The sequence below is a fragment of the Pectobacterium odoriferum genome (assembly GCF_009931295.1).
Taxonomy (GTDB): Bacteria; Pseudomonadota; Gammaproteobacteria; order Enterobacterales; family Enterobacteriaceae; genus Pectobacterium; species Pectobacterium odoriferum.
Genome location: NZ_CP034938.1, coordinates 2,554,831 through 2,579,702, shown reverse-complemented (window position 1 = coordinate 2,579,702; position 24,872 = coordinate 2,554,831). Strand labels below are relative to the sequence as shown.

Annotated in this window: 21 protein-coding genes, 1 tRNA gene, 1 pseudogene and 1 riboswitch; of the genes and pseudogenes, 12 read left to right on the top strand and 11 right to left on the bottom strand. The window is 49.9% G+C overall.

Annotation, left to right across the window (positions count from 1 at the left end; genetic code table 11):
• Positions 1-123 precede the first annotated feature (123 nt).
• Both EO763_RS11425 and EO763_RS11420 read left to right on the top strand, forming a co-directional pair.
• A complete protein-coding gene (locus EO763_RS11425; protein WP_039472997.1) occupies positions 124-873 on the top strand; it encodes a MipA/OmpV family protein in 750 nt (249 codons plus the stop codon).
• Positions 874-1,011: 138 nt separating this feature from the next.
• A complete protein-coding gene (locus EO763_RS11420; RefSeq protein ID WP_161529015.1) occupies positions 1,012-1,863 on the top strand; it encodes an aldo/keto reductase in 852 nt (283 codons plus the stop codon).
• Between the two features lie 272 nt (positions 1,864-2,135).
• Here EO763_RS11420 and EO763_RS11415 read toward each other — a convergent pair whose 3' ends face one another.
• Both EO763_RS11415 and gapA read right to left on the bottom strand, forming a co-directional pair.
• The gene (locus EO763_RS11415; RefSeq protein ID WP_161529014.1) at positions 2,136-3,005 is read right to left on the bottom strand and encodes a D-hexose-6-phosphate mutarotase; all 870 of its coding nucleotides are present in this window, start codon (positions 3,003-3,005) and stop codon (positions 2,136-2,138) included.
• A gap of 107 nt (positions 3,006-3,112) precedes the next feature.
• Positions 3,113-4,108, bottom strand: coding sequence for a glyceraldehyde-3-phosphate dehydrogenase (gene gapA / locus EO763_RS11410; protein ID WP_103860747.1), 996 nt, complete (start codon positions 4,106-4,108; stop codon positions 3,113-3,115).
• 343 nt (positions 4,109-4,451) lie between these two features.
• Here gapA and msrB point away from each other — a divergent pair, with 343 nt between their 5' ends.
• Positions 4,452-4,871 (top strand): peptide-methionine (R)-S-oxide reductase MsrB, encoded by a 420-nt coding sequence (msrB, locus tag EO763_RS11405; protein ID WP_161529013.1) that lies wholly within the window; start codon positions 4,452-4,454, stop codon positions 4,869-4,871.
• A gap of 132 nt (positions 4,872-5,003) precedes the next feature.
• The gene (locus EO763_RS11400) at positions 5,004-5,282 is read left to right on the top strand and encodes a YeaC family protein (protein WP_103860746.1); all 279 of its coding nucleotides are present in this window, start codon (positions 5,004-5,006) and stop codon (positions 5,280-5,282) included.
• A 52-nt stretch (positions 5,283-5,334) separates the two neighbouring features.
• Here the strand turns inward: EO763_RS11400 and pncA are convergent, their stop codons facing one another.
• From pncA to sppA, 3 genes are all read right to left on the bottom strand, one after another.
• Positions 5,335-5,982, bottom strand: a complete 648-nt coding sequence (gene pncA, locus EO763_RS11395; protein WP_161529012.1) for a bifunctional nicotinamidase/pyrazinamidase — start codon at positions 5,980-5,982, stop codon at positions 5,335-5,337.
• 18 nt (positions 5,983-6,000) lie between these two features.
• Positions 6,001-7,020 (bottom strand): asparaginase, encoded by a 1,020-nt coding sequence (gene ansA, locus EO763_RS11390; RefSeq protein ID WP_161529011.1) that lies wholly within the window; start codon positions 7,018-7,020, stop codon positions 6,001-6,003.
• A gap of 174 nt (positions 7,021-7,194) precedes the next feature.
• Positions 7,195-9,045, bottom strand: coding sequence for a signal peptide peptidase SppA (gene sppA / locus EO763_RS11385; protein WP_161529010.1), 1,851 nt, complete (start codon positions 9,043-9,045; stop codon positions 7,195-7,197).
• A 285-nt stretch (positions 9,046-9,330) separates the two neighbouring features.
• Here sppA and EO763_RS11380 point away from each other — a divergent pair, with 285 nt between their 5' ends.
• From EO763_RS11380 to EO763_RS11370, 3 genes and pseudogenes are all read left to right on the top strand, one after another.
• The gene (locus EO763_RS11380) at positions 9,331-9,882 is read left to right on the top strand and encodes an NAD(P)H nitroreductase (RefSeq protein ID WP_161529009.1); all 552 of its coding nucleotides are present in this window, start codon (positions 9,331-9,333) and stop codon (positions 9,880-9,882) included.
• 96 nt (positions 9,883-9,978) lie between these two features.
• Positions 9,979-11,904, top strand: coding sequence for a DNA topoisomerase III (locus EO763_RS11375; protein ID WP_138255193.1), 1,926 nt, complete (start codon positions 9,979-9,981; stop codon positions 11,902-11,904).
• Positions 11,901-12,125, top strand: a pseudogene (locus EO763_RS11370) (DUF1496 domain-containing protein); the annotation flags it as partial. The gene EO763_RS11375 and the pseudogene EO763_RS11370, both read left to right, overlap by 4 nt.
• 389 nt (positions 12,126-12,514) lie before the next feature.
• Here EO763_RS11370 and xthA read toward each other — a convergent pair.
• The gene (xthA, locus tag EO763_RS11365; RefSeq protein ID WP_161529008.1) at positions 12,515-13,321 is read right to left on the bottom strand and encodes an exodeoxyribonuclease III; all 807 of its coding nucleotides are present in this window, start codon (positions 13,319-13,321) and stop codon (positions 12,515-12,517) included.
• Between the two features lie 310 nt (positions 13,322-13,631).
• Positions 13,632-13,727, top strand: a riboswitch (glycine riboswitch).
• A 21-nt stretch (positions 13,728-13,748) separates the two neighbouring features.
• Between xthA and EO763_RS11360 the strand changes: the two genes are divergently transcribed.
• Complete coding sequence (locus tag EO763_RS11360) at positions 13,749-14,375, top strand: trimeric intracellular cation channel family protein (protein ID WP_039277547.1); 627 nt, start codon at positions 13,749-13,751, stop codon at positions 14,373-14,375.
• 185 nt (positions 14,376-14,560) lie between these two features.
• Here the strand turns inward: EO763_RS11360 and EO763_RS11355 are convergent.
• The 3 genes from EO763_RS11355 to EO763_RS11345 all read right to left on the bottom strand — a co-directional run bounded on the left by EO763_RS11355 (position 14,561) and on the right by EO763_RS11345 (position 16,199).
• Positions 14,561-14,645: transfer RNA gene (locus tag EO763_RS11355), tRNA-Tyr, on the bottom strand.
• Positions 14,646-14,799: 154 nt separating this feature from the next.
• Positions 14,800-15,648, bottom strand: a complete 849-nt coding sequence (gene purU / locus EO763_RS11350) for a formyltetrahydrofolate deformylase (RefSeq protein ID WP_010295235.1) — start codon at positions 15,646-15,648, stop codon at positions 14,800-14,802.
• Between the two features lie 83 nt (positions 15,649-15,731).
• Positions 15,732-16,199, bottom strand: a complete 468-nt coding sequence (locus EO763_RS11345; RefSeq protein WP_161529007.1) for a YchJ family protein — start codon at positions 16,197-16,199, stop codon at positions 15,732-15,734.
• Between the two features lie 132 nt (positions 16,200-16,331).
• Between EO763_RS11345 and rssA the strand changes: the two genes are divergently transcribed.
• From rssA to galU, 3 genes are all read left to right on the top strand, one after another.
• On the top strand, positions 16,332-17,237 hold the full coding sequence (gene rssA, locus EO763_RS11340; RefSeq protein WP_161529006.1) for a patatin-like phospholipase RssA: 906 nt from the start codon (positions 16,332-16,334) through the stop codon (positions 17,235-17,237).
• A 118-nt stretch (positions 17,238-17,355) separates the two neighbouring features.
• Complete coding sequence (rssB, locus tag EO763_RS11335; RefSeq protein ID WP_161529005.1) at positions 17,356-18,372, top strand: two-component system response regulator RssB; 1,017 nt, start codon at positions 17,356-17,358, stop codon at positions 18,370-18,372.
• Between the two features lie 205 nt (positions 18,373-18,577).
• On the top strand, positions 18,578-19,489 hold the full coding sequence (gene galU, locus EO763_RS11330) for a UTP--glucose-1-phosphate uridylyltransferase GalU (RefSeq protein WP_039473018.1): 912 nt from the start codon (positions 18,578-18,580) through the stop codon (positions 19,487-19,489).
• 146 nt (positions 19,490-19,635) lie between these two features.
• On the opposite strand, the gene hns is transcribed toward galU, so the two are convergent.
• Positions 19,636-20,043 (bottom strand): histone-like nucleoid-structuring protein H-NS, encoded by a 408-nt coding sequence (hns, locus tag EO763_RS11325; RefSeq protein WP_010275331.1) that lies wholly within the window; start codon positions 20,041-20,043, stop codon positions 19,636-19,638.
• Between the two features lie 518 nt (positions 20,044-20,561).
• On the opposite strand from hns, the gene EO763_RS11320 reads away from it, so the two are divergent.
• Positions 20,562-21,158: a thymidine kinase gene (locus EO763_RS11320; protein WP_039489539.1), complete on the top strand. Its 597-nt coding sequence runs from the start codon at positions 20,562-20,564 to the stop codon at positions 21,156-21,158.
• 154 nt (positions 21,159-21,312) lie between these two features.
• Here the strand turns inward: EO763_RS11320 and adhE are convergent, their stop codons facing one another.
• On the bottom strand, positions 21,313-23,988 hold the full coding sequence (adhE, locus tag EO763_RS11315) for a bifunctional acetaldehyde-CoA/alcohol dehydrogenase (RefSeq protein ID WP_161529004.1): 2,676 nt from the start codon (positions 23,986-23,988) through the stop codon (positions 21,313-21,315).
• Positions 23,989-24,872: the final 884 nt, after the last annotated feature.

The following is a 24,872-nucleotide window of genomic DNA, read 5'->3' as shown; positions in this document are numbered from 1 at the left end:
ACGTAAAACCTATCGAATAGTTAGGTTATTCGTTAATGTTATTTTTATATAACCTGAGCACGAACGTGTGTAATTGGCTTATCATGTTTCATGATATTTATCTGTAATAGGAAATAGAAAACTGTGAAAAAACCTCAACTATGTATGCTGGCCGCGCTGGTTTCTGGTGCTGTGCTCCTGCCTTCAGCCTATGCCGCAGATGTCTCTCTGGGCCTTGGCGCTGCGGGTTCAACGTCCGTGTACCGTGGTGTTGATAATGACGTTTATCCACTTCCTGTACTGAATTATGAAAGTGAAAGTTTTTATTTCCGTGGGCTGGGTGGTGGATACTACCTGTGGAATGACGGCGCAAATCGTTTCTCTTTAACGGCGTACTACCTGCCTTTAGGGTTTAAGCCGGGAGATAGCGACGACCTGCGGATGAAGCAGTTGGACAAACGCCGCGGTACGCTGATGGCGGGTGCCGCTTATCGTCATACCGCCGACTGGGGTGAAATTCGTACCGTGTTGGCAGGGGATACGCTGGATTACAGCAACGGCTTCGCGTGGGATACCGCCTATCTTTACCGCTTCTCAATGGGCGATCTGAGCATCACCCCGGGTATCGGCGCCACCTGGTTCAGTGAAAACATGAACCAGTATTACTACGGCGTTAGCGCACAAGAATCTGCTCGTTCCGGCTTTAACCAATATAGCCCTGGCGATGGCTGGGCTCCGTATCTTGAACTGAGCGCAGGCTATCAGATTAACCAAAGCTGGAGCGCTTGGGCCGTGGGCCGTTACACGCGTCTGTCTGACGAAATGAAAGACAGCCCGATTGTTGATAGCAACCACAGCATCTTAATGAGCGCGGGCGTCAGCTATCGCTTCTGATGCTTTTCATGAGCGCTTTTAATGCTCTTCGTAAGCATAGTGCATCTGCCGTACAATAATGGGGTGATATCACCCCATTTGCACATTTATGGTGCGCCGAATGCCATGTTAGGTTTGACGGTATAACAAGGAGAGATCGTGACAAAAGCGATTCGTTTTCCAGATAACACCCGCGTACCAGCAATCGGTCAGGGAACGTGGTTCATGGGCGAAGATGCCCGTATGAAAGCTCAGGAAGTGACGGCGCTGCAAGCAGGTATCGACCTTGGATTAACGCTGATTGATACCGCCGAAATGTATGCGGAAGGCAGGGCGGAGGACGTAGTCGGCGAAGCAATACGCGGCCGTCGTGACAGCGTTTATCTGGTATCGAAAGTGTACCCGCACAATGCGGGAGGCGAAAAAGCGATACAGGCATGTGAACGCAGCCTGAAGCGGCTGCAAACCGAGCGTATTGATCTGTATCTGCTGCACTGGCGTGGTGGCATTCCGTTAGTGGATACGATCGCCGCAATGGAGCGATTGCAGCAGGCGGGAAAAATCGGCCAGTGGGGTGTGTCCAATCTCGACTTTGAGGATATGCAGGAGCTGTGGTCGCTCAATGGCGGACAGCACTGCATGACTAATCAGGTGCTTTACCATCTGGCCTCGCGCGGTATTGAATTTGATTTGTTGCCGTGGTGTCAGCAACAGCAACTTCCCGTGATGGCGTATTGCCCGCTGGCACAGGCAGGGCGCTTGCGTGAGGGGTTATTCTCGCATCCGGTGGTGAACCGCATTGCGCGTGAACATAACATCACGCCTGCTCAACTGTTACTGGCGTGGGTGATTCGCCAGCCGGGCGTGCTCGCGATTCCAAAAGCCAGTTCTGTGAAGCATGTGCAGGAAAATGCGAAAGCGCTGGACGTGGTGTTGTCTGAGGATGATCTCGGGCAGTTGGATCAGGCCTTTCCACCGCCGACGCGCAAACAGCATTTGGATGTGGTGTAGCGGAAGCGAAAGGATTTGCAGAAGAGGTGTATGGCGGTTTCGCCATACACCCATATATACCCGTCATACTTCAAGTTGCATGTGCGTTGGCAATACTCGGCTCATATCTGAGCCTCGCTCTGAAGAGCCGCCGCAAGCGGCGTTCAAATCGGCTAAGCCGATTTGTCCTTACTCACCCCAGTCACTTACTTGTGTAAGCTCCTGGGGATTCGTGCGGTTGCCGCCTTCACGCAACTCGAATTATTTAGGGTATAGCTACGTTATAGCCGTGGTTATTTCTTGATGCGGATAACCGTCGCCAAACGAGCCGGCGCTTTGGCGGATGCGACAAACGGTTGATTAATCCGCGCGGTTTCTACACACACGAACGTTTTATATCCCTCATCGGGCATATCGCTAATCGTACGAGACAGCTCTGCTCCGGGGTTCCATGACACTACATCGCTATGGTGCATATGGTGTACTTCGATAGTGCGTTTCAGTACCGCATCATGTACCACGCTGGTGTCCTGCGGCTGGGTATAAATACGGTCTGTACGGTCGGTAAAGACCAAATCGCCTTGCTGCGTAGCCAACTTGCCCTGATCGACTTTATCGATGAATGATTCACCCAGACCGGCAATGCGAATATCGCTGATGTCGCCGATGTTGAAATAGGTGTGCAGCGCGCTGGTGATGCTGTAATCGCCATGTGCTTCCAGCTCAATACCGCACTCTTTGCCCAGCTTGAAACGAGCGATGAGCGTGAATTCATGCGGCCAGCTCTTACGCGTTTCTTCATTGTCCCGCAGCGTGAATGTGAGCTGCACGCCGTGCTCATCTTCACTGTGAGCGGTAAATTCCCACGGCAGCAGACGGGCAAATCCGTGGTTAGGATCGGCGAAAGGGCCAAACCAAGGGAAACAAATTGGGACACCGCCGCGAATCGCAACGTGATGAGTAAAAGGCGTATTGTCGCTCAGCCAGAGCACCGGTTCTTCGTTTGTCGGCTGCCAGCTGAGTAGGTGCGCCCCTTGCAATGCGACCGCTGCGCGCACTTCTGGATGATCAACGACGATGATAGGTAGTTGATCCAGCTGACGCTGGCTGAGGGTTGCGCTAATTTGCTTAGTGACGGGGAGTGAGAAAATTGTGTTATGCATGATAGTGCCTTTTTTTGATTGTTTTTCGTGGTAAAAAGAAATCTGCAATTAACAATAAAAAAGGGCGACATTACGTCGCCCTTTTTTCACAGAATCATCGCTGACGCTTATTTAGAGATGTGAGCGATCAGATCCAGAACTTTGTTTGAGTAACCTGTTTCGTTGTCGTACCAGGAAACCAGTTTCACAAAGTTATCGCTCAGTGCGATACCAGCTTTAGCATCGAATACGGAAGTCAGTTTTTCACCGTTGAAATCGGTAGAAACCACTTCGTCTTCGGTGTAGCCCAGAACGCCTTTCAGCTCGCCTTCAGAAGCGGCTTTGATTGCTGCACAGATTTCTTTGTAAGACGCTGGTTTTTCCAGACGTGCAGTCAGGTCAACAACAGAAACGTTCGGGGTAGGAACGCGGAACGCCATACCAGTCAGTTTGCCGTTCAGCTCAGGAATCACTTTACCTACTGCTTTAGCAGCACCGGTAGAAGATGGGATGATGTTCTGTGCTGCGCCACGGCCGCCGCGCCAGTCTTTGTGAGACGGGCCATCAACCGTTTTCTGCGTTGCAGTGGTTGCGTGAACAGTGGTCATCAGTGCTTCAACGATACCGAAGTTGTCGTTGATAACTTTTGCCAGCGGTGCCAGGCAGTTAGTGGTACAAGATGCGTTAGAAACGATTTCCTGACCTGCGTAAGTTTTGTGGTTTACGCCCATAACGAACATCGGGGTGTCATCTTTAGATGGACCAGTCAGAACGACTTTCTTCGCACCAGCAGCGATGTGTTTACGTGCAGTTTCGTCAGTCAGGAACAGGCCAGTTGCTTCAGCAACAACGTCCACGTTGACTTCGTTCCACTTCAGGTTTGCAGGATCGCGCTCTGCAGTAACACGAATGGTTTTGCCGTTAACAACCAGGTGGCCATCTTTAACTTCAACGGTGCCGTCGAAACGACCATGAGTTGAGTCGTACTTCAGCATATACGCCATGTACTCAGCATCTAACAGGTCGTTGATTGCAACGATCTCGATGTCAGAACGCTCTTGCGCAGCGCGAAAAACAATACGGCCGATACGGCCAAAACCGTTGATACCTACTTTGATAGTCATATATTCCACCAGCTATTGGTTTGTGAATAAAAGGTTGGTTGTAAAATTACAAAAACCTTGCTGAGCGTCAAGCGGAATCGTGTCAATAGTTGCTGTAAGTCAAACCTATGACCAAACTTTGTGCGAAAACCGCTCGACCCTGTAACTAAGTAACATCTAAGACTGATATGAGGGCGGAATGCATCATATAAAGCCTGTGTTATCCCAATATGTGACGTGCATCACAATTAAATATTCATGCTAATAACATTCCTAATATTAGGCCAGAACGGCCTGTTAGGTTGTTAATTTTTTGTTATAATCAATGATTAATTGAATTGATAATACCCGCTGTGAGACTTCCATGACTAACGACTCTGCTTCGTATACCCCGTCCGACAACACTGAATTGACAGAGATGCAGCGCTATGTCACCCAGCAACGCGGTACGGAGCCTGCGTTTTCAGGCAAATTGCTGCATAACAAGCGCACTGGCGCTTATCACTGCCTGTGCTGCCAGGCTCCGCTGTTTTATTCCGACAGCAAATACGACTCCGGCTGTGGCTGGCCGAGCTTCGATCAGCCCGTATCCTCAGAGGCGATTCGCTATCTGGAAGATGATTCACACAATATGCGCCGCATCGAGATCCGCTGCGGGCAGTGTGATGCGCATCTGGGGCACGTTTTCCCTGATGGCCCGAAAACCACGGGAGAACGCTACTGCGTGAATTCTGCTTCGCTGAGTTTTATCGATGACGTTGATGGCGAACGCGTTGACGGGTAATCTGTCCGCGATAGGTGTGGCAGTGACAGGCTGATAATGTTTTAGCTTTAAACGATTCAGCTACAATGAAACGCTACATAAACTGGAATTCAGTAATAATAAATCTGACCTTTCTCGGAGCAGAAACCGGATATGGAACTCAATGATCTGATCGACGCCATGACGCCAGAAATTTACCAACGGTTAGTCACGGCGGTGGAGTTAGGCAAATGGCCAGATGGTGTCGCGTTGACGGCTGAACAGAAAGAAAACTGCCTGCAAATGGTGATGATGTGGCAGGCGCGTCATAACGAAGAGGCTGAGCACATGACGATTGGCACTGATGGCGAAATTGTGATGAAGAGCAAGCAGGAACTGAAGCGCGAATTTAACATCGCTGACGCCATTATTACGCTGAAACCCAACGCGTAACGTGTGAGCAGGCAGCCGCAACGGCTGCCGCTATTTTCAGTCGTCAGTCGCGCTAACGTGCAGAAGACAACGTAGTAAGAAACTGCGTCATATCCGTCAGTATCGCGCCACGTTGCGCCATTTCCCGTAACGCAGATTCGCTGTCGTCGGGCAAAAGATTAACACCACGACAGCCGTCCACCAGAACTTCGGTGTGATAGCCCAGCGCAATGGCATCCAATACGCTGAATTTGACGCAATAATCTGTCGCTAGCCCCAAAATCGTCAAATGGGTGATGTGATTAGCGTGTAGCCACGCATCCAATTCGGTTTTAACACGATGCCCATTATCGAAAAAAGCGCTATAGCTATCGATCTCCGGCTGTGTCCCTTTTTGTACGATCCACTGAATGGCAGACTGATTCAGCGCGGGATGAAAATCAGCCCCGGCAGTTCCCTGCACACAGTGAACTGGCCACCAAATCTGCGGCCATCCGTTTAATTCACCGAGTTCTCCGACCTTAGTATTCGCATTAACCGCAAAGCTGCCGTGATTAGCCGGATGCCAATCCTGACTGGCAATTACCGTAACGCCAGCGGCCACGCAGGCCTCAATAGCACGATTGGCAACGTCAATGACGCGGTCGCCTTCGTTAACGGCCAATGCGCCGCCGGGGCAAAAATCATTTTGCAGATCAACTAATAGCAATGCTTTTTTCATGACGACTCCGTGATTAACTCAATCTTTATCGCTCAATTCCCCATGCAGGTTCTGCTGCATCAACTGGCGGATTTTATCGGCGCTTAAGTCTTGCTGGCTCAATAAGTAATGCAGCTTGGTCAAGGCGGCTTCGACAGTCATATCAAAGCCACTGATGACGCCCGCATGCGCCAGCGCATTGCCCGTCGCATAACCGCCCATGTTCACGCGTCCGGAAATGCACTGCGTCAGGTTGACGACCACAATGCCGCGAGCGGAGGCTTCACGTAACTCGTGCAGTAGCCCAGAGCTTTGCGGCGCGTTGCCAACGCCGTATGAGCGCAGGATAAGTGCTTTTACTGGCTGACGGAGGAAATTGCTGATGACATCGGCAGAAATACCAGGATAAATCGTAATCACCCCGATAGGCTGTGGCGTAATGTGATGCACTTTGAGCGGCGGACAGTTGCTACATTCCACGGTAGGTGCCAGCCGACGAATATGGATACCGGCTTCCAGCAGCGGCGGATAGTTGGGGGAGGCGAAGGCATCAAAACCGTCCGCATGGGCTTTGGTAGTGCGGTTGCCGCGCAGCAGTTTATTATTGAAGAAGAGGGCAACTTCATTGATAGGATGATTAGCGGCAACGTACAGCGCGTTCAACAGGTTAGTCTGGCCGTCCGAACGCAATTCTGCTAACGGAATTTGTGACCCTGTCACGATAACCGGCTTGGCAAGGTTTTCCAGCATAAACGAGAGTGCAGATGCGGTGAACGCCATCGTGTCAGTACCATGCAGAATCACGAAACCGTCGTAATCATCGTAGTGGTCTTGAATATCGTCCGCGATGGATTGCCAATCCGCTGGCGTCATGTCAGACGAATCGATTAGCGGGTCATATTCATGAATCGTGAACGATGGCATTTCTTCGCGGTGGAATTCCGGCATTTTTGCCAATTGCTGCTGTAAATGACCGGATACCGGAACATAGCCATTGGCGGAGCGCTGCATACCGATGGTGCCGCCCGTATAGGCGACATAAATGGATTTCTTTCGCATGGTGGTGTGAGTCAGGATTAAACCGAGAATTATAGAGGGAAAAACAGCCCGGTAGTATCATCATAAGTAATGACTATTACCGGGCCAGGCCCGTCATACTTCAAGTTGTTTGTGCGTTGGCTTATTTCACACAACTCGAATTATTTAGGGTACATACAGCGACCAACGTAAACGCTACCGGACTTCTCCGCAGGTGAGGCAAAATGCGTATCGGTTCTGCGGGTCGTTCAGGTTATTCATGATGGCCGGCTGTGACCGCACCACTTCCGCCAACTGGGCGACCGGTGCTGGCAGCATAGACTGGACGGCAACGGGCAGCAGGGCGTAAACAGAGGCGTTCACCTGATTCAGCATCGTGTCGAGCAGGCCTGGCTGTTCGGCATACCAGTTCAACTGATATTGCCCCAGTTTTGCCAACTCGGCCGCTTTCTTCACGGCGTCATCAAAATCGCCAATCTGATCGACCAGACCATTTTCTTTCGCATCGCTACCGACCCAGACGTGGCCTTGCGCGATCTGATCGATTTGCTCTGGCGTTTTCTTACGTGCCTGCGCAACGATATCGACGAAGTTCTTATAACCACGTTCGATACTCAGTTGCATCATCTGCGAGAATTCAGGCGGCAGCGATTTCGTGATTGACAGATCGGACAGAGGGGAAGTGGCAACGCCATCCGTGTGGACGCCAAGGCTTTCCAGCGAATCTTCGAACGTGGTAATCACGCCAAAAATACCGATAGAACCTGTCAGTGTACTGGCGCTGGAGATGATTGCGTTCGCTGGCGTCGAGATCCAGTAACCGCCCGATGCTGCCATACCGCCCATGGATACCACGATCGGTTTACCCGCCAAACGGAGTGCCATCAGTTCTGAGCGAATCAGCTCCGACGCGGTGACGCTACCGCCAGGGCTATTGACGCGCAGTACCAGCGCTTTGACTTTAGGATCGAGGCGGGCGGCCCGAATTTGTGCCGCCGTGGTATCACCGCCGACCATTCCCGGCGTTTCCGGGCCATCAATGATTGCCCCACTGGCAAACACAACCGCGATCTGGTTGTTGTTTTGTACTGGCGGTTTGATGGTGTAGTCGTAAATGCTGATGAAATTAAAATTGTTCTTCTGGCTATTCCAGCCGAACGCTTTAACCAGCGATTGCTCGGTCACGGAACGTGATGCCACTTCATCGACCAGCTTGTTATCCAGCGCATAGCGTGCGGTGTCGCCCTGAACGGCCTGCAAACCTGCAATGATGCTGGTTGCGCCCGGGAAAAGCTGCTGAGGCGTAATCTGGCGGTTAGCAGAAACGGTATTTAAATACTGTTGCCACAGAGCGTTGATCCAACGGCCATCGGCATCGCGTGCAGCAGGTGACATATCGTCACGCAGATACGGCTCAACGGCTGACTTATAGGTTCCCACACGGAAGATATTGGTGGTCACTTTCAGCTTGTCCAACATGGATTTGAAATAGAGATTGTTGGTCGCAAAACCGTGCAGATCAACACTGCCTTGTGGCGTCAATGACACCGTATTGGCAAAGCTGGCCAAATAGTATTGAGACTGGTTGTAGCTGTTGCCGACCGCATAAATAGGCTTGCCACTATCGCGAAATTCGCGCAGCGCTTTACCGATGTATTGCAGAGACGGCTGGTCGGCACCGGTAAAGTCGCTGAGATCCAGCACCATTCCCGTGATGTTGTCGTCACTCTTTGCCTGACGAATACTGTCGACGATATCAAACAGTGAGTTCTCCTGGCGACGATTGTTCGATGCGCCGAAGAATTCGCGTCCTAATTGACGCAGTTTGTTGTTAACGGTGGGTTGATCAATGACCACGCCCGTCAGATCGACTAACAGCGCACCCTTCGTGGCCGCTTCCGGCGTCGTTTTTACCTGCGCGTAGATCCCAACACCCACTAAAATCAGAGCAATAAGGAAAATATTGAGAATAAATTCTCTGATAAAATTAAGTAGACGCCATGTCCACTTAAAAAATCCGCTAAAAATTCGCCACAATGTGCGCATGATATCTCCATGAACGGGTAAACAGCGTGTGCCCTACGTCCTTCAACTCGCCCACTGGCAAGTGATGAAGCACAAGGAGTGATAGTATCCTAATGAGCGGACAGTAAAAAGTCAGCATTAAATCGCCGCAGAAGCACGCCCTGTCAGGGGTTATCTTGTAACAAAACTTCTACTTGTGCTAACGTGGCGCGCAACGTTGCCGTACAGTCATTTCTACTGTAGAAGTCGCTTGCCGTAGAACTGAATTGTACCGCAGAAATTATATTGCCAGACAGGAGATATGCGATGGATGCTCTTGAATTGCTATTGAATCGTCGTTCGGCCTCGCGCCTGACCGCACCCGCACCGACGGGGGACGCATTGAATAACATTATCCACGCTGGTATGCGTGCGCCGGATCATGGTGCGATGCAGCCGTGGCGTTTTTTTATGATCGAAAATGACGGTCTGGATCGTTTTAGTACGCTACTGACCCGTGCAGCGCAGCAGGAAGGGCTGGACGACGCTGGTATTGATAAAGCGCGTCAGGCGCCTTATCGCGCCCCGCTGATTATTACCATTGTCGCGCATTGTGAAGAGAACCCGAAAGTCCCGCTTTGGGAGCAAATTGTCTCCGCAGGCTGTGCGGTTCAGTCCATGCAGATGGCGGCATTGGCGCAGGGCTTTAACGGCATCTGGCGTAGCGGTGCCTGGACGCACAATGCTTTGGTACGCGAAGCGTTCAACTGCCGTGAGCAGGATGAAATTGTCGGTTTCCTCTATCTGGGAACACCACAACTCAAAGCCTCGACCACGGTCACGCCGCTTGATACCGACGCGTTTGTTCACTACTTCTGATCGTCATCTTTTGAATAATATCGATTTCCACTCCGTTTTACAGCGTGCTTTCCCGCGAGTTACGCGGGAAATGCCCAGTCTGCTTGATGGTGAATAATGCGACTTTTTATTGCCGAAAAGCCCAGCCTTGCGCGGGCGATTGCAGACGTGTTACCCAAACCGCATCGACGTGGCGATGGCTTTATTGCCTGCGGCCAGAATGATGTTGTGACGTGGTGCGTGGGGCACCTGCTGGAGCAAGCGCAGCCGGATGTTTATGATGCGCGCTATGCTCGCTGGTCGCTCACCGATCTACCTATCATTCCCCAGAAATGGCTGTTGCAGCCGCGACCTTCGGTCAGTAAGCAGCTCAACACCATAAAAAAGCTCCTGAATGACGCCACCGAAGTGATTCACGCAGGAGACCCCGATCGTGAAGGACAACTGCTGGTGGATGAGGTGCTGGAATACCTTTCCCTGCCGGAGGAAAAACGCCAGCAGGTACGCCGTTGTCTGGTGAACGATCTTAACCCGCAGGCGGTAGAGCGTGCCGTTTCTCGTTTACGTGAAAACAGGGAGTTTATCCCCCTGTGTGTGTCGGCGCTGGCGCGCTCCCGAGCGGACTGGCTCTACGGCATTAACATGACCCGCGCCTATACGATATTAGGGCGCAATGCGGGCTATGACGGCGTGCTGTCAGTTGGTCGCGTGCAAACGCCAGTGCTAGGGCTGGTGGTGCGGCGAGATGAAGAGATAGAAAACTTCGTTTCCAAAGATTACTTTGAAGTGAAAGCCCATATCGTGACGCCTGCCGATGAGCGTTTTGTCGCGCTATGGCAGCCCAGCGAATCCTGTGAACCTTATCAGGATGAAGAAGGACGCTTATTGCATCGTTCGCTGGCGGAACATGTTGTCAAACGTATCGAAGGCCAGCCCGCGTTTGTCACCAGCTATAATGATAAACGGGAATCAGAAACCGCGCCGTTGCCTTATTCGCTGTCGACGTTACAGATCGAAGCCGCGAAGCGTTTCGGGCTTAGCGCACAGCAGGTGTTGGATGTGTGCCAGAAGCTCTATGAAACCCATAAGCTGATTACGTACCCGCGTTCTGACTGTCGCTATTTGCCAGAGGAGCATTTTGCCGGGCGTCATGCCGTCTTGAATGCCATCTCCGTACATCAGCCAGACCTGTTGCCACAGCCGGTTATGGATGTGGATCGGCGTAACCGCTGCTGGGACGATGGTAAGGTCGATGCTCACCACGCGATTATTCCTACCGCCCGCAGTGCAAGTGCCTCGCTGACGGAGAATGAGCGCAAGGTGTATGGTTTAGTCGCGCGGCAGTACATCATGCAGTTTTGCCCGGACGCCGTGTTTCGCAAGTGCGTCATTGAACTGGATATCGCGGGTGGTAAATTTATTGCCAAAGCGCGATTTCTGGCCGAAGCAGGGTGGCGCACGTTGTTAGGCGGCAAAGAGCGGGACGAAGAAAACGAAGGCATGCCGTTGCCCGTAGTGGCAAAAGGTGATGAATTACTGTGTGAACGTGGTGAGGTCGTTGAGCGCCAAACACAACCGCCGCGGCCGTTTACCGATGCCACATTGTTATCGGCGATGACGGGTATCGCACGTTTTGTGCAGGACAAAGAACTGAAGAAAATCCTGCGGGCGACCGATGGATTAGGAACCGAGGCGACGCGTGCGGGTATCATCGAGTTATTGTTTAAACGGACATTTCTATTTAAGAAAGCCCGCTATATTCACGCGAGTGAAGCGGGGCGGGCGTTGATTCACTCACTGCCTGCGAGCGCGGCGCATCCTGACATGACCGCTCATTGGGAAGCCACGTTGACGCAAATTAGCGAGAAAAAATGTCGCTATCAGGATTTTATGCAACCGCTGACGAACTCCTTGCAGGAGTTGATTCAGCAAGCGAAACAAAACGGTGCGGTGAGGGCGTTCAAAGGGCTTTCTGCACCGCCGTCGGGAGCCTCAAAACGGCGCAAGCCTCAGGCTAAAAAAGCGAAGGAGCAGGAGCAATGAAATCGTTAGTGTCTTTGTGTGTCGCCAGTGTGATGCTAGTGCTGCCCGCGCTGGCGCAGGCTAATCGTGGCGGAACAGATATTGTTGTTCCCGTTCCACCGGAAGTGTGGGGGGCTGGGACGGCGGTGCGTGAGCAAAATAACAACTGCCTGCGTTGCTGCGTGTATGAAAATCGGAATTATTCTGAAGGCGCGGTGGTAAAGGTCGAAGGTGTGATTCTGCAATGCGTACGGGACAAGCAAACGTTGGGAACGAATAACCTTATATGGCAGTTGGTTAAGTAATAACGGTGGGTTAAAAAGCCCGACGCTTAATATACCCTAAATAATTCGAGTTTCAGGACAAACGTAAACGTTTGAACAACGCAAGGCGTTGGCCCGTTAGGGCGAGGCTTATTTATAAGCCTTGTAACGCGGCAAGTGAGGGAACCCCGATGAGCTTACTCAAGTAAGTGATTCGGGTGACTGAATGAAGCCAACGTACATGCAACTTGAAGTATGACGGGTATACTCCTGCGAATTTTAATCACCGCTGTGGCTTGGATGCACAGCGGTGATGTTATTTTCACCGCGTATTATCTCTGCAACGAAAGTTTCTACAACGAAAACGCCTACAACGAAAACTGCGCCCAGATCGGGGCATGGTCGGACGGTTTTTCCATTCCTCGAATATCGTAATCAATGCCGGTGGCGACGCAGCGCTCGGCCAGAAAGGTACTGGCAAGAATCAGGTCAATACGCAGGCCACGGTTGTCATCGAACCCGGAAGAACGGTAGTCAAACCACGAAAAACGATCGTTGCTCTCTGGGTTAGCGGCACGGAAGGTGTCGATAAGCCCCCAGTCTTGCAAACGCGCCATCCATTCACGCTCTTCCGGCAGGAAAGAACATTTACCGGTGCGGAGCCAGCGCTTACGGTTCTCTTCACCGATCCCGATATCCAGATCGGTGGGGCTGATATTGACATCACCCATCACAATCAGCGGTTGTGTCGCGCTATGGTGCTGTTCCAGATAGGTTTGCAGATCCTGATAAAAGCGCGTCTTGGCGGGGAATTTCACCGGGTGGTCGCGGCTTTCTCCCTGCGGAAAATAGCCGTTAACGACGGTGAGTGTGCCGTGCTCGGTGGCAAAATCTGCCATGATGATCCGGCGCTGTGCATCGTCTTCATCCGTTGGGAAACCGCGACGAACCGCAATGGGCTGCTCTTTACACAGCAGTGCGACGCCGTAGTGACCTTTTTGTCCGTGGTAATAAACGTGGTAGCCGTACTGGCTGACATCCTCTAACGGAAACATGTCATCGTGGACTTTCGTTTCCTGTAGCCCGATCACATCCGGCTGGTGTTGTTCGATAATGGCGGCCAACTGATGAGGGCGCGCCCGCAGGCCATTGATATTAAAAGATACAACTTTCATGTTCGCTGCCATTCGCTAAAAAATGTGACCAGATGGTAGCAGAAAATGGGGCATGGCGTCACGGCGAGGCTACGCTTTCGAATGGGGCTACTGGGCTTGTTGCCGTGGCTTCAGAGACGGTTGGCGCAGATGAGAATCGTTAAAAATAAGATTCACTTATATTCAGTTGAACATGAGGCTTGTCGACCGCTATACTCCGCTCCTCGCAGGAGAGAGGGCGCATACCCGTCATTATTTAGGGTATAAAATGACGCTCCGCCGAAGGCGCAAACTCCCATAATCGCTCAGGCTACCCTAACTGCGAATTCCATTGAAGCCAACTGGAGAGAGGTTGCAATGCAACCCACCGAAGGGGCAAGCAGCACTGCTGCGTAAACTCTCAGGTAAAGCGGACAGAGGGAGTGGCACATTTCACAGGATAACTTGTGTGCTGACTTACATCTATCTGATCGCGATTACGGCAGAGGGGATGTCCGGGGCGCTGGCTGCCGGGCGTCGTAATATGGATATTTTTGGCGTAGGCATGATTGCCTTCATCACCGCGCTTGGCGGTGGCACCGTTCGCGATATTCTCCTCGGTAATTATCCCATCGGCTGGACGCAGCATCCCGGCTATATCTACCTCACCATCGGTGCGGGTCTTTTCACGATTATCATTGCGCGCTTCATGCACCATTTGCACCGACTCTTTCTGGTGCTGGATGCAATGGGACTGATTGCCTTTACGGTCATTGGCTGTAACGTCGCACTGCAACTGAATTATTCAACGACGGTGGTGGTTATGGCAGGTATCGTAACCGGGATTTTCGGTGGAATATTGCGTGATATTTTCTGTAACCGTACGCCAATGGTACTGAAAAAAGAGCTGTACGCCAGCGTCTCGCTTTTGGTTGCACTTCTTTATCTTGGGTTAAAATCGCTTAACGTTAATCACGACATTAACCTGCTGGCGTCATTCAGCATTGGTTTGGCCGTGCGTCTGGCAGCCATTCGTTGGTCGTGGCAACTCCCCGTGTTCTCTTATGTTCCTGGACGCTGGAAAGGGAAGGCGTAATACTATCTTTCCCCATTCCATACTATTGCGCTGATTATTAGTGCGAGTGGTAGTGGGGAAATAACGCTATGCGTTGCTCAAAACCGTGCCGGTTTTGTCGAACCTTGGTCGAAGGCTCTCACCTTCCCCTAATGGAAATCTGACACTTTGGCGTTGGGATTTAATTCAGAAGTGTTGCTTTGAAATGGTGGTGGGGGAAGGATTCGAACCTTCGAAGTCTGTGACGGCAGATTTACAGTCTGCTCCCTTTGGCCGCTCGGGAACCCCACCACTGGCCTTGCTGCAAGACGCTTTCGCTTCAAGCGGGGCGCATCATATCAAATGATGCGCCCCTGTAAAGCGGTATATATCAAAAATAAATGCGGTTGCCGTTTTTTTATTCCCTTCGGCGCATCCTTATACAAAAAGATGCCCGATCAACCAATTACAGAATAATGGTGCGGTTACCGTAGACAAAAACACGCTGTCCCAGCACGCGGTACAGCGCACGACTCAGAACATTTTTCTCAACGTCTCGGCCTGCACGCATCATGTCGTCGCCCGAATAAGTATGGTCGACGTGAATAACGTCCTGCATGATGATCGGACCTTCATCCAGATTATCGTTGACGTAGTGTGCCGTCGCGCCAATGATTTTTACACCGCGCTCATAAGCCTGATGGTACGGGCGAGCACCGATAAAAGCGGGTAAGAACGAATGGTGAATGTTGATCACCTGATTCGGGTAGTGCTGAACAAAAGCCGGTGTCAGCACTCGCATATATTTCGCCAGCACGACGTAATCGGGTTTGTATTGGTCGATCTGCGCGATCATCTTTTGATCGTGCTCTTCGCGAGTCAGTCCTTCATGGCTGACCAGATGGAAAGGAATATCAAACCGCTCAACCAGCGTCTGCAAGGTATCGTGGTTGCCGATGACGGCAGAGATTTCGACATCCAAACCACCGTAGGCGCTTTTCATCAACAAATCGCCCAAACAGTGGGCTTCTTTCGTCACCAGAACGACGATGCGACGACGGCCGGCTGCGGTTAATTCGCGAGAAGATCCTTCGGGAAGCGCGCTATCCAGATCGGCTAACAGCGTGGTGTCGTTGAAAATCCCTTCCAACTCGGTCCGCATGAAAAAGCGGCCAGTGCGATGATCGACAAACTCATTGTTTTGCACGATATTCAGTTCGTGCTTATAACAAATATTCGTAATTTTCGCGATGAGCCCTTTTGCGTCGGGGCAAATGGTTCGTAATACTTTTCTTTGTATATTTTGGGATTGCATGAGCGTGTGGATCCTGTCCAAAAACTAAAATAACGATCTTATGGTAACGCAGCACTAAGGCCGCGTGGGCGACTGCCTGTGTTCTATTGTCCGCAACACTTTTTGTATTTTTTGCCGGAACCACACGGGCAAGGTTCATTTCTGCCTGTCTGCAAATGAACGCCGTCTATATAGTACCAGCGATCCTGCTGGCGAAGGAAGCGTGAGCGCTCTCGCATCACTTCTGTCCGCTGGTTGTCGCTTTCAGATATATAACGTGCGGCGAATTCCACATAGCCCTCATCGGGCGTTTTTCCGGGAGACGTTGCCAGTATAGTAAGGCCGAGCCACTGCGAATTTTGGCAGCTTTCTGCAAGGGACTCGCGCCATTTCTCGGGCTGAATGTCGGGATGCCAGGTGGCGATAAGGTAATCGACATCGTGTTTGACATAGGCGGTATAGCGCGATCGCATTAAGATGGCGGGCTCAGCCGCTGTTGCGGCATGCGTAAGGTAGGGGTGGCAGCATGCGTTATACTGCAACCCACTGCAACAGGGGCAAGATTCTGACACGACGTCTCCTGAAGAAAATTTAAGATAAAAACTGATAGATAATAAACAGATCACTATGCAGGATGCCGATATGTTACCTAAGAAACTCTAGGTGTAGCAATGTGCGCTAAAATGAAGGCAGGTGGATCAATCATGCAGCGGAAAAAAATTGGCATAGCCTTGGGAGCTGGGGCAGCGAAAGGATGGGCGCATATTGGTGTATTTAATGCGTTAACCGAAATGGGGATAGAGGTTGATGTTGTGGCTGGTTGTTCTGTCGGCGCGCTGGTTGGTGCGGCGTATGCCACAAACAATCTCTCCTCAATGGATCGCTGGGTGAGGGCGTTTGGCTACTGGGACGTGATTCGACTGATGGATCTCTCCTGGCAGCGCGGCAGTTTGTTGCGTGGCGATCGTGTTTTTAATAGTGTGAAGCATTTGTTACATACAACACAGATTGAAGACTGTGCTATTAAATATGGCGTAGTGACGACCAACCTCAGTACAGGGCGTGAGCTCTGGCTGACGGAAGGCGACTTGCATCAGGCTATGCGGGCGTCTTGCAGTATGCCCGGCCTGCTATCCCCCGTTCGATTTAACGATTACTGGCTGGTGGATGGCGCGGTGGTTAACCCTGTTCCCGTTTCTCTGGCGCGGGCAATGGGGGCCGACATCGTGATTGCGGTTGATCTCCAGCACGACGCTAGCCTTAATCATCAGGATTTGCTGTCGATCAAACCGACGGCGTCAGACATTGATGTGGAGAATGTTCCGCAAGATTGGCGTAGCAAAATTCGGGAACGCTTACTGCGAGGCCGCCGTCAGCAAGCGGAAAGTTCGCCAACGGCGATGGAGATAATGAGTACGTCGATTCAAATTCTGGAAAATCGGTTGAAGATGACGCGGATGGCGGGTGATCCGCCTGATGTACTGCTACAACCGCATTGCCACCAGATTGCTACCTTAGATTTTCATCGGGCGCAGGAGGCGATTGAGGCGGGTTATAAGGCGGTGGAAAAGATGCGTGATGAATTGTTGCCGCTCGCGAAAGAGGCATAGTGAAACGCGCTGCATGTAGTTAAAGCACATGCAGTGAAGAAGACTGGGTGTGCCGTCTACTCGGCACCTTGGCGCTAAAGCAGGTGTGATTATTCGGTGTTTGAAGTAAGGGGTACTGATGGAACAACCACTAGCGGGTAAGCATATTTTAGTCATTGATGACGAGGCCGTTTTTCGATCTGTGCTCGCTGGTTATCTGACTTCTCTTGGGGCTTCAGTTCAGGAAGCGGTTAACGGATTAGATGCGCTAAGTACTCTTGAACATTACCAACCCGATTTAATGATTTGCGATCTGAGTATGCCGACGATGGGAGGAATCGAGTTCCTTGAACGTCTGCGCTTGAAAGACAACGACACGCCAATACTGATCATCTCTGCAACCAGCCAGATGGCGGACATTGCCAAAGTCTTGCGGCTTGGTGTTCAAGATGTGTTGCTGAAACCGATTCGTGACTATGGACGTTTGCGTGAAGCTGTGATGTCCTGCCTATATCCTGATATGTTCACCTCACAGCTGAATGAAATGGATCAACTCATGCAGGACATGGATTCCCTGAATCAATCTCCTGAAGCCGTCACCAAACTGCTTGCCCAGCTACAACCGCCCGTTCAGCAAACGCTTGCTCGTTGCCGTATTAACTATCGTCAGTTGACGGCAGCGGAACAACCGGGGCTGGTGTTGGATATTGCGGCACTTTCGGAGACTGAGCTAGCCTTCTATTGCCTTGATGTTACTCAGGGCGTCAACAATAATGGGACGCTGGCAGCGTTACTGCTTCGAACCTTGTTCAATGGGGTGCTTCAGGAGCATTTGGCCGATCAACAACACCGTTTGCCGTATCTGCCGACGTTATTAAAGCAGGTAAACCAACTGTTGCGGCAGGCGAGCCTGGATGGCCGTTTTCCTTTACTCGTAGGGTATTATCATCAGCAGTTAAAACAGCTGATACTGATCTCCGCTGGGCTAAATGCAACGTTGAACGTTAACGGGCAACAGATAGCGTTGAATAGCGGCGTCCCTTTAGGAACGCTTGAAGGCGCTTATCTCAACCAACTGAATTATCAGTGTGAAGCATGGCAATGCCAGATATGGGGTGGTGGTGGCCGTTTACGACTAATGTTGACGACAGAATAGTCTGATAGCGCGAGATGGTGCGGGTTTCAGGTAATACTCATCTTTCGGTATTATTTTTTATTTCCTGCTATGTAGGGAGTTATCTTATTTTTATTGAACGGTAACGTTGGGACAAGCGTGCTCTTGTTAAAGTCGTTATACTCTTGCGGTTATCTTGATTAGATAAATAAAGTTCATTATTTGAACGGTATATAAGAGGCTGTTTATGTCTATTGTGAATAAAAAAGTAAAAAAAGCGGTCATACCGGTTGCTGGATTAGGGACGCGTATGCTGCCTGCCACCAAAGCCATTCCTAAAGAAATGCTGCCGTTGGTAGATAAACCGCTGATCCAATATGTTGTTAATGAGTGTATCGCCGCAGGGATTAATGAAATTATTCTCGTTACACACTCTTCTAAGAATTCTATCGAAAACCATTTCGATACCAGTTTTGAACTGGAAGCCATCCTGGAAAAACGCGTTAAACGTCAGCTGTTGGAAGAGATTCAATCTATCTGTCCTAAGCACGTCACCATTATGCAAGTGCGTCAAGGGTTAGCCAAAGGGCTTGGTCATGCCGTATTGTGCGCGCACCCGTTAGTCGGGGATGAGCCTGTCGCGGTTATTCTGCCAGATGTGATTATTGATGAATACGAATCCGATCTGAAGAAAGATAACCTGAGCGAAATGTTGCAACGTTTTTCTACCACAGGCCATAGCCAGATTATGGTTGAGCCTGTTGAAAATGTAAGTAGCTATGGCGTGGTTGATTGCAAAGGCGTGGAATTAAAAGCAGGGGATAGCGTACCAATGGTGGGCGTGGTTGAAAAACCTAAGGCTTCCGAAGCACCCTCTAATTTAGCCGTCGTTGGCCGTTATGTACTCTCTGCGGATATTTGGTCTCTGCTGGAGAAAACACCGCCAGGCGCAGGTAATGAAATTCAGTTAACCGATGCCATCGCAATGTTGATGGAAAAAGAAACAGTAGAGGCGTATCACCTGAAAGGTGTGAGCCATGACTGTGGTAATAAATTAGGCTATATGCAGGCATTCGTTGAATATGGTTTGCGCCATGATGGTTTAGGCCAGGAATTTGCGCAGTGGCTGCAGGAAACGATTGAAGCCGAAGAAAAATAACAGAATGTAATGATTGCTCTCTGTTTACAAAAAACAGAGAGCAGCCAAAAATGGTGACATATCTGTTTTTCTTTGCAATATGCGTTACCAAAGAAAAACCCCCGATAGTTATCGGGGGTTTTTTCGTATTCAGTACTTATAAGCGATTACAGCAGGAAATCATCTAAAGATTTACCTTGCTCTTCGATCGCTTTCTTGATTACTGCCGGTGTACGACCTTGGCCAGTCCAGGTTTTAAGTTCGCCGTTTTCGTCAGTGTATTGATATTTTGCTGGGCGGGCAGCGCGCTTGCTTTTACCTGCAACCTTAACCGAACCTAAAGACTGCAATAATTCGTTAGGATCAATACCGTCTGCAATCAGCATATCGCGATATTGCTGCAATTTACGCGCACGTTCTTCAACTTCAGCCTGAACCTGACTATCTTCTTCGCGGCGTTCATTAACCACGACTTCCAGTTTTTCCAGCATTTCTTCCAAAGTATCCAAGGTACATTCTCTTGCCTGGGCACGCAGAGTACGGATATTGTTAAGAATCTTTAGTGCTTCGCTCATTGTGATAATCTCAAATAATATTATTGGTGGCGTGTAGTGTGATAATAGAGTGCTATTTTCCTTTCTGCAATAGTCAAATTTGTAAGTTTGTTAAAAAACATCATTTTTAAAACAGATCTCACATCGTATGTTACATAAATATAAATACTTTTCTGTTATCAAAAAAATACATTTGGTATGCCGTTTTTCTCCCTCAAAAGGCAGAGAATGACTTATTGATGCCGTGCCGTTGTTATAAGGAACGTTTATATCCTTTATCATAACAGGCCGCCGCTAGCGGGTGGATGGACAAAATGTGGTCGGAGAATAGGCCATTGCGCAGCGCGAAGACGAGTTGTTACAATAAGTGTTTACGACCCGAAGATCATATACCCCAAATAATTCGAGTTTCAGGCAGGCGGCAAGAGAAGGAACCCCGATGAGCATACATAGGTAAGTGATTCGGGTGAGTGAACGTAGCCAACGCACATGCAACTTGAAGTATTACGAGTATATAGCCTGCCTTTTGGAGTGACCGAGTGGCTCAACTTTATTTTTATTATTCTGCAATGAATGCAGGGAAATCGACGGCACTATTGCAGTCGTCATATAACTACCAGGAGCGTGGGATGCGCACGCTGGTGTTCACGGCAGAAATAGATAATCGACATGGCGTGGGGGTCGTAAGTTCACGGATCGGCCTTTCTTCCCCGGCATTATTGTTTAATCCGCAGACATCCTTATTTGGATTGCTGGAGAAAGAACACCGCGCTCAGCCCGTCGATTGTGTATTAATTGACGAATGTCAATTTTTAACCCGCGAGCAGGTGAGTGAGCTTTCCGATGTCGTGGACCAATTAGATATCCCGGTATTGTGCTACGGGTTGCGTACTGATTTTCGTGGCGATTTGTTTTCTGGGAGTCACTATTTATTAGCATGGGCAGATAAGCTGATCGAGTTAAAAACGGTCTGCCATTGCGGGCGTAAAGCTAACTGCGTATTGCGGTTAGATGCACAAGGTAATGCCGTCCACGAAGGGGAACAGGTCGTTATTGGCGGCAATGAGAGCTATGTTTCCGTATGCCGTAAGCATTATAAAATTGCGCTGGGATTAACCCGTAAAGAAAGCGAGTAAGGCGGTTAAATATCCGACAGGCGGGGCGATGAATAAACGGCATATTGATACGTGTCTATGCTGAGTACGAGTAATAAAAATGCCCAACCTTAAAGAGGTTGGGCATCATTGAGAGATAAACCGCCTTTAGGCTAAGGCGGTAACAGCCAGAACATTAATGTGCAGCTTTCTTGCTGGTTTTAGCGGCCTTGGCTACAGGTTCAACTGCTTCTGTTTTTTCTTCTTCAGAGAACTTACGACCATAGTAAGTATCCAGCAGAATTTGTTTCAGTTCGGAAATCAGCGGGTAACGCGGGTTAGCGCCAGTACACTGATCGTCGAACGCATCTTCTGACAGTTTATCGACCTTAGCCAGGAAATCGGCTTCCTGTACGCCCGCTTCACGAATGGACGTTGGGATCCCCAGCTCAGTCTTCATTTCTTCCAGCCAGTTCAGCAATTTCTCGATTTTCTGCGCGGTACGATCGCTTGGAGCAGTCAAACGCAGGTGGTCGGCTATTTCCGCATAACGACGGCGAGCCTGCGGACGGTCATACTGGCTGAACGTCGTCTGCTTGGTCGGGTTGTCGTTCGCGTTATAGCGAATCACGTTTGAGATCAGCAGGGCATTAGCCAGGCCGTGCGGAATATGGAATTCAGAGCCCAGCTTATGCGCCATGGAATGACAGACGCCGAGGAAGGCGTTGGCAAACGCGATACCTGCAATTGTTGCGGCGTTATGTACACGCTCACGGGCAACCGGGTTTTTCGCGCCGTCACGGTAGCTGTCTGGCAAGTTTTCCTTCAGGAGTTTCAGCGCTTGTAACGCCTGTCCATCTGAATATTCGTTTGCCAGCACAGAAACATAGGCTTCCAGTGAGTGGGTTACGGCATCAAGTCCGCCAAACGCACACAGCGATTTCGGCATATTCATGACCAAATTGGCATCAACAATCGCCATATCTGGCGTCAGCGCGTAGTCCGCCAACGGATATTTCTGTCCGGTAGCATCGTCAGTCACTACGGCAAACGGTGTGACTTCAGAACCGGTACCGGATGTGGTGGTAATCGCCACCATTTTGGCTTTGACACCCATTTTCGGGAACTTGTAGATACGTTTACGGATATCCATAAAGCGCAGTGCCAGCTCTTCGAAGTGCGTCGTAGGGTGCTCATACATCACCCACATGATCTTCGCGGCATCCATCGGAGAGCCGCCGCCCAGCGCAATAATCACATCCGGTTTGAAGGAATGCATTTGTTCCGCGCCTTTACGCACGATGCTTAGCGTCGGGTCAGCTTCAACTTCGAAAAACACTTCGGTTTCCAGTCCGTGCTGTTTCAGTACAGACGTCACCTGATCGACATAGCCGTTGTTGAACAGGAAGCGGTCGGTCACGATAAATGCACGTTTTGCACCATCGGAGGCGACTTCTTCAAGGGCGATAGGCAGTGAACCGCGACGGAAATAAATGGATTTAGGAAGTTTATGCCACAACATATTCTCTGCTCGCTTGGCTACCGTTTTCTTGTTGATCAAGTGCTTCGGACCGACGTTTTCGGAGATGGAGTTTCCGCCCCAAGAGCCACAGCCCAGCGTCAGAGACGGAGCGAGTTTGAAGTTGTAGAGATCGCCGATCCCCCCCTGAGAAGCCGGGGTGTTAATCAGGATACGCGCCGTTTTCATCATATTACCGAAATGATTCACGCGTTCTGGCTGATTGTCCTGATCGGTATACAGGCAGGATGTGTGACCGATGCCACCCATTGCGACCAGTTTTTCCGCTTTAATGACAGCGTCATTGAAGTCTTTCGCACGGTACATCGCCAGCGTTGGAGACAGTTTCTCATGGGCAAACGGTTCGGATTCATCGACGGCCGTCACTTCACCGATCAGCACTTTGGTGTTTGCAGGGACGGTGATACCCGCCATTTCTGCGATCTTCGATGCAGGCTGGCCCACAATGTCGGCGTTCAGCGAACCGTTTTTCAGCAGAATACCCTGTACGGCATGCAGTTCTTTGCCTTTCAGCATGTAACCGCCGTGGGTGGCAAAACGTTCACGCACAGCATCATAGACGCTGTCCACCACGATGACTGACTGTTCTGACGCACAAATTACACCGTTATCGAAGGTTTTCGACATCAGAATAGACGCAACGGCACGCTTGATATCTGCGGTTTCGTCAACGACAACAGGCGTGTTACCGGCGCCGACGCCGATTGCCGGTTTACCGGAGCTGTATGCGGCTTTCACCATACCTGGGCCGCCAGTCGCCAGAATCAGATTGATATCTGGGTGGTGCATAAGCTGATTGGACAGCTCGACGGAAGGCTGATCGATCCAACCGATGATATCTTTCGGTGCGCCTGCCGCAATGGCTGCTTGCAGAACAATGTCAGCAGCTTTATTGGTCGCATTTTTTGCACGCGGATGAGGAGAGAAGATAATCCCGTTACGGGTTTTCAGGCTGATCAACGCTTTAAAAATCGCGGTAGACGTGGGGTTAGTGGTGGGAACAATACCGCAAATCAGACCAATAGGTTCAGCGATCGTAATGGTACCGAAAGTGTCATCAGTAGAGAGGACGCCACAGGTTTTTTCATCTTGATAGGCATTATAAATGTACTCGGAAGCGAAGTGGTTTTTGATGACTTTATCTTCCACGATCCCCATGCCAGATTCGGCAACCGCCATTTTTGCCAGCGGGATACGGGCATCCGATGCAGCGAGTGCGGCAGCGCGGAAGATTTTATCCACTTGTTCCTGAGTGTAAGTGGCAAATTCCTGCTGTGCCTTTTTCACTCTTTCGACCAATGCGTTAAGTTCAGCAACGTTGGTTACGGCCATAATGCTCTCCTGATAAATGTTAAACTCTTTCAGTCAATTGTTCGCCGGATAGAACAGTATAGATAAACGAGCGGGGTACGTTCCCGTTACTGGGCCATTCTTTCCTACCTATCACACGTTAATTGACTCAAAGAGCTTGTTAGTCGACGTTGTGGCGCGATTGTTGCTTTTTAAAATACTGTAACCGCCGATATCGTAAATTTTTGAAGTATTGTTTTGAAATCACATCAAAATTAAGAAGATTTACGTGTTCACAACGGTATGGGATGAGCATACCTATTTATAGGTGCCTTTTTTGTGATCAATATCGAATTTTCTTTAAGCTGACACCATTCAGCAGGTTGATTTTGATAACGATTATCATTAACCAGACAGGAACAGCGGCTTTTCTACCTAAAAGGGATTGGTAAGGGATAGAGAGAGGCACTGAAGTGGGGCGTTGTGGGAGGGATTCTAGGCTCGCTGTGGTTCACATTATGGGAGTGACGTGTTCGTATAAAACGTGCTCGTATAAACAGTGCTTATATCTTAATCGAGTTAGTTATTTTACGCACAGCCTATAGCAGGGAAATAGGGAACTATTGTGGTGCTAGGTGAGTAATGGAATTGTTAAAATAATAACATTATGGTCAGATAATGACGCGGACAGGTAAGCATACGTCATCATTTTTGTGCTGTGAAAATGATAAAACCCACTACGATGTTTTTTTGTTCAAAGCTTATAAATTGCTGAATATTTAAAAAATACTTGAAGGGGAATCGAAAAAACATTGTTTATCATGAGGTTAATGATTGTCATAACGATTGAAGTAAAATATTTACCGATTTGTAGTAAAGAAAATTAAGCAACATCAATGTAAAAATATTGGCGAATGTGTCCGCTT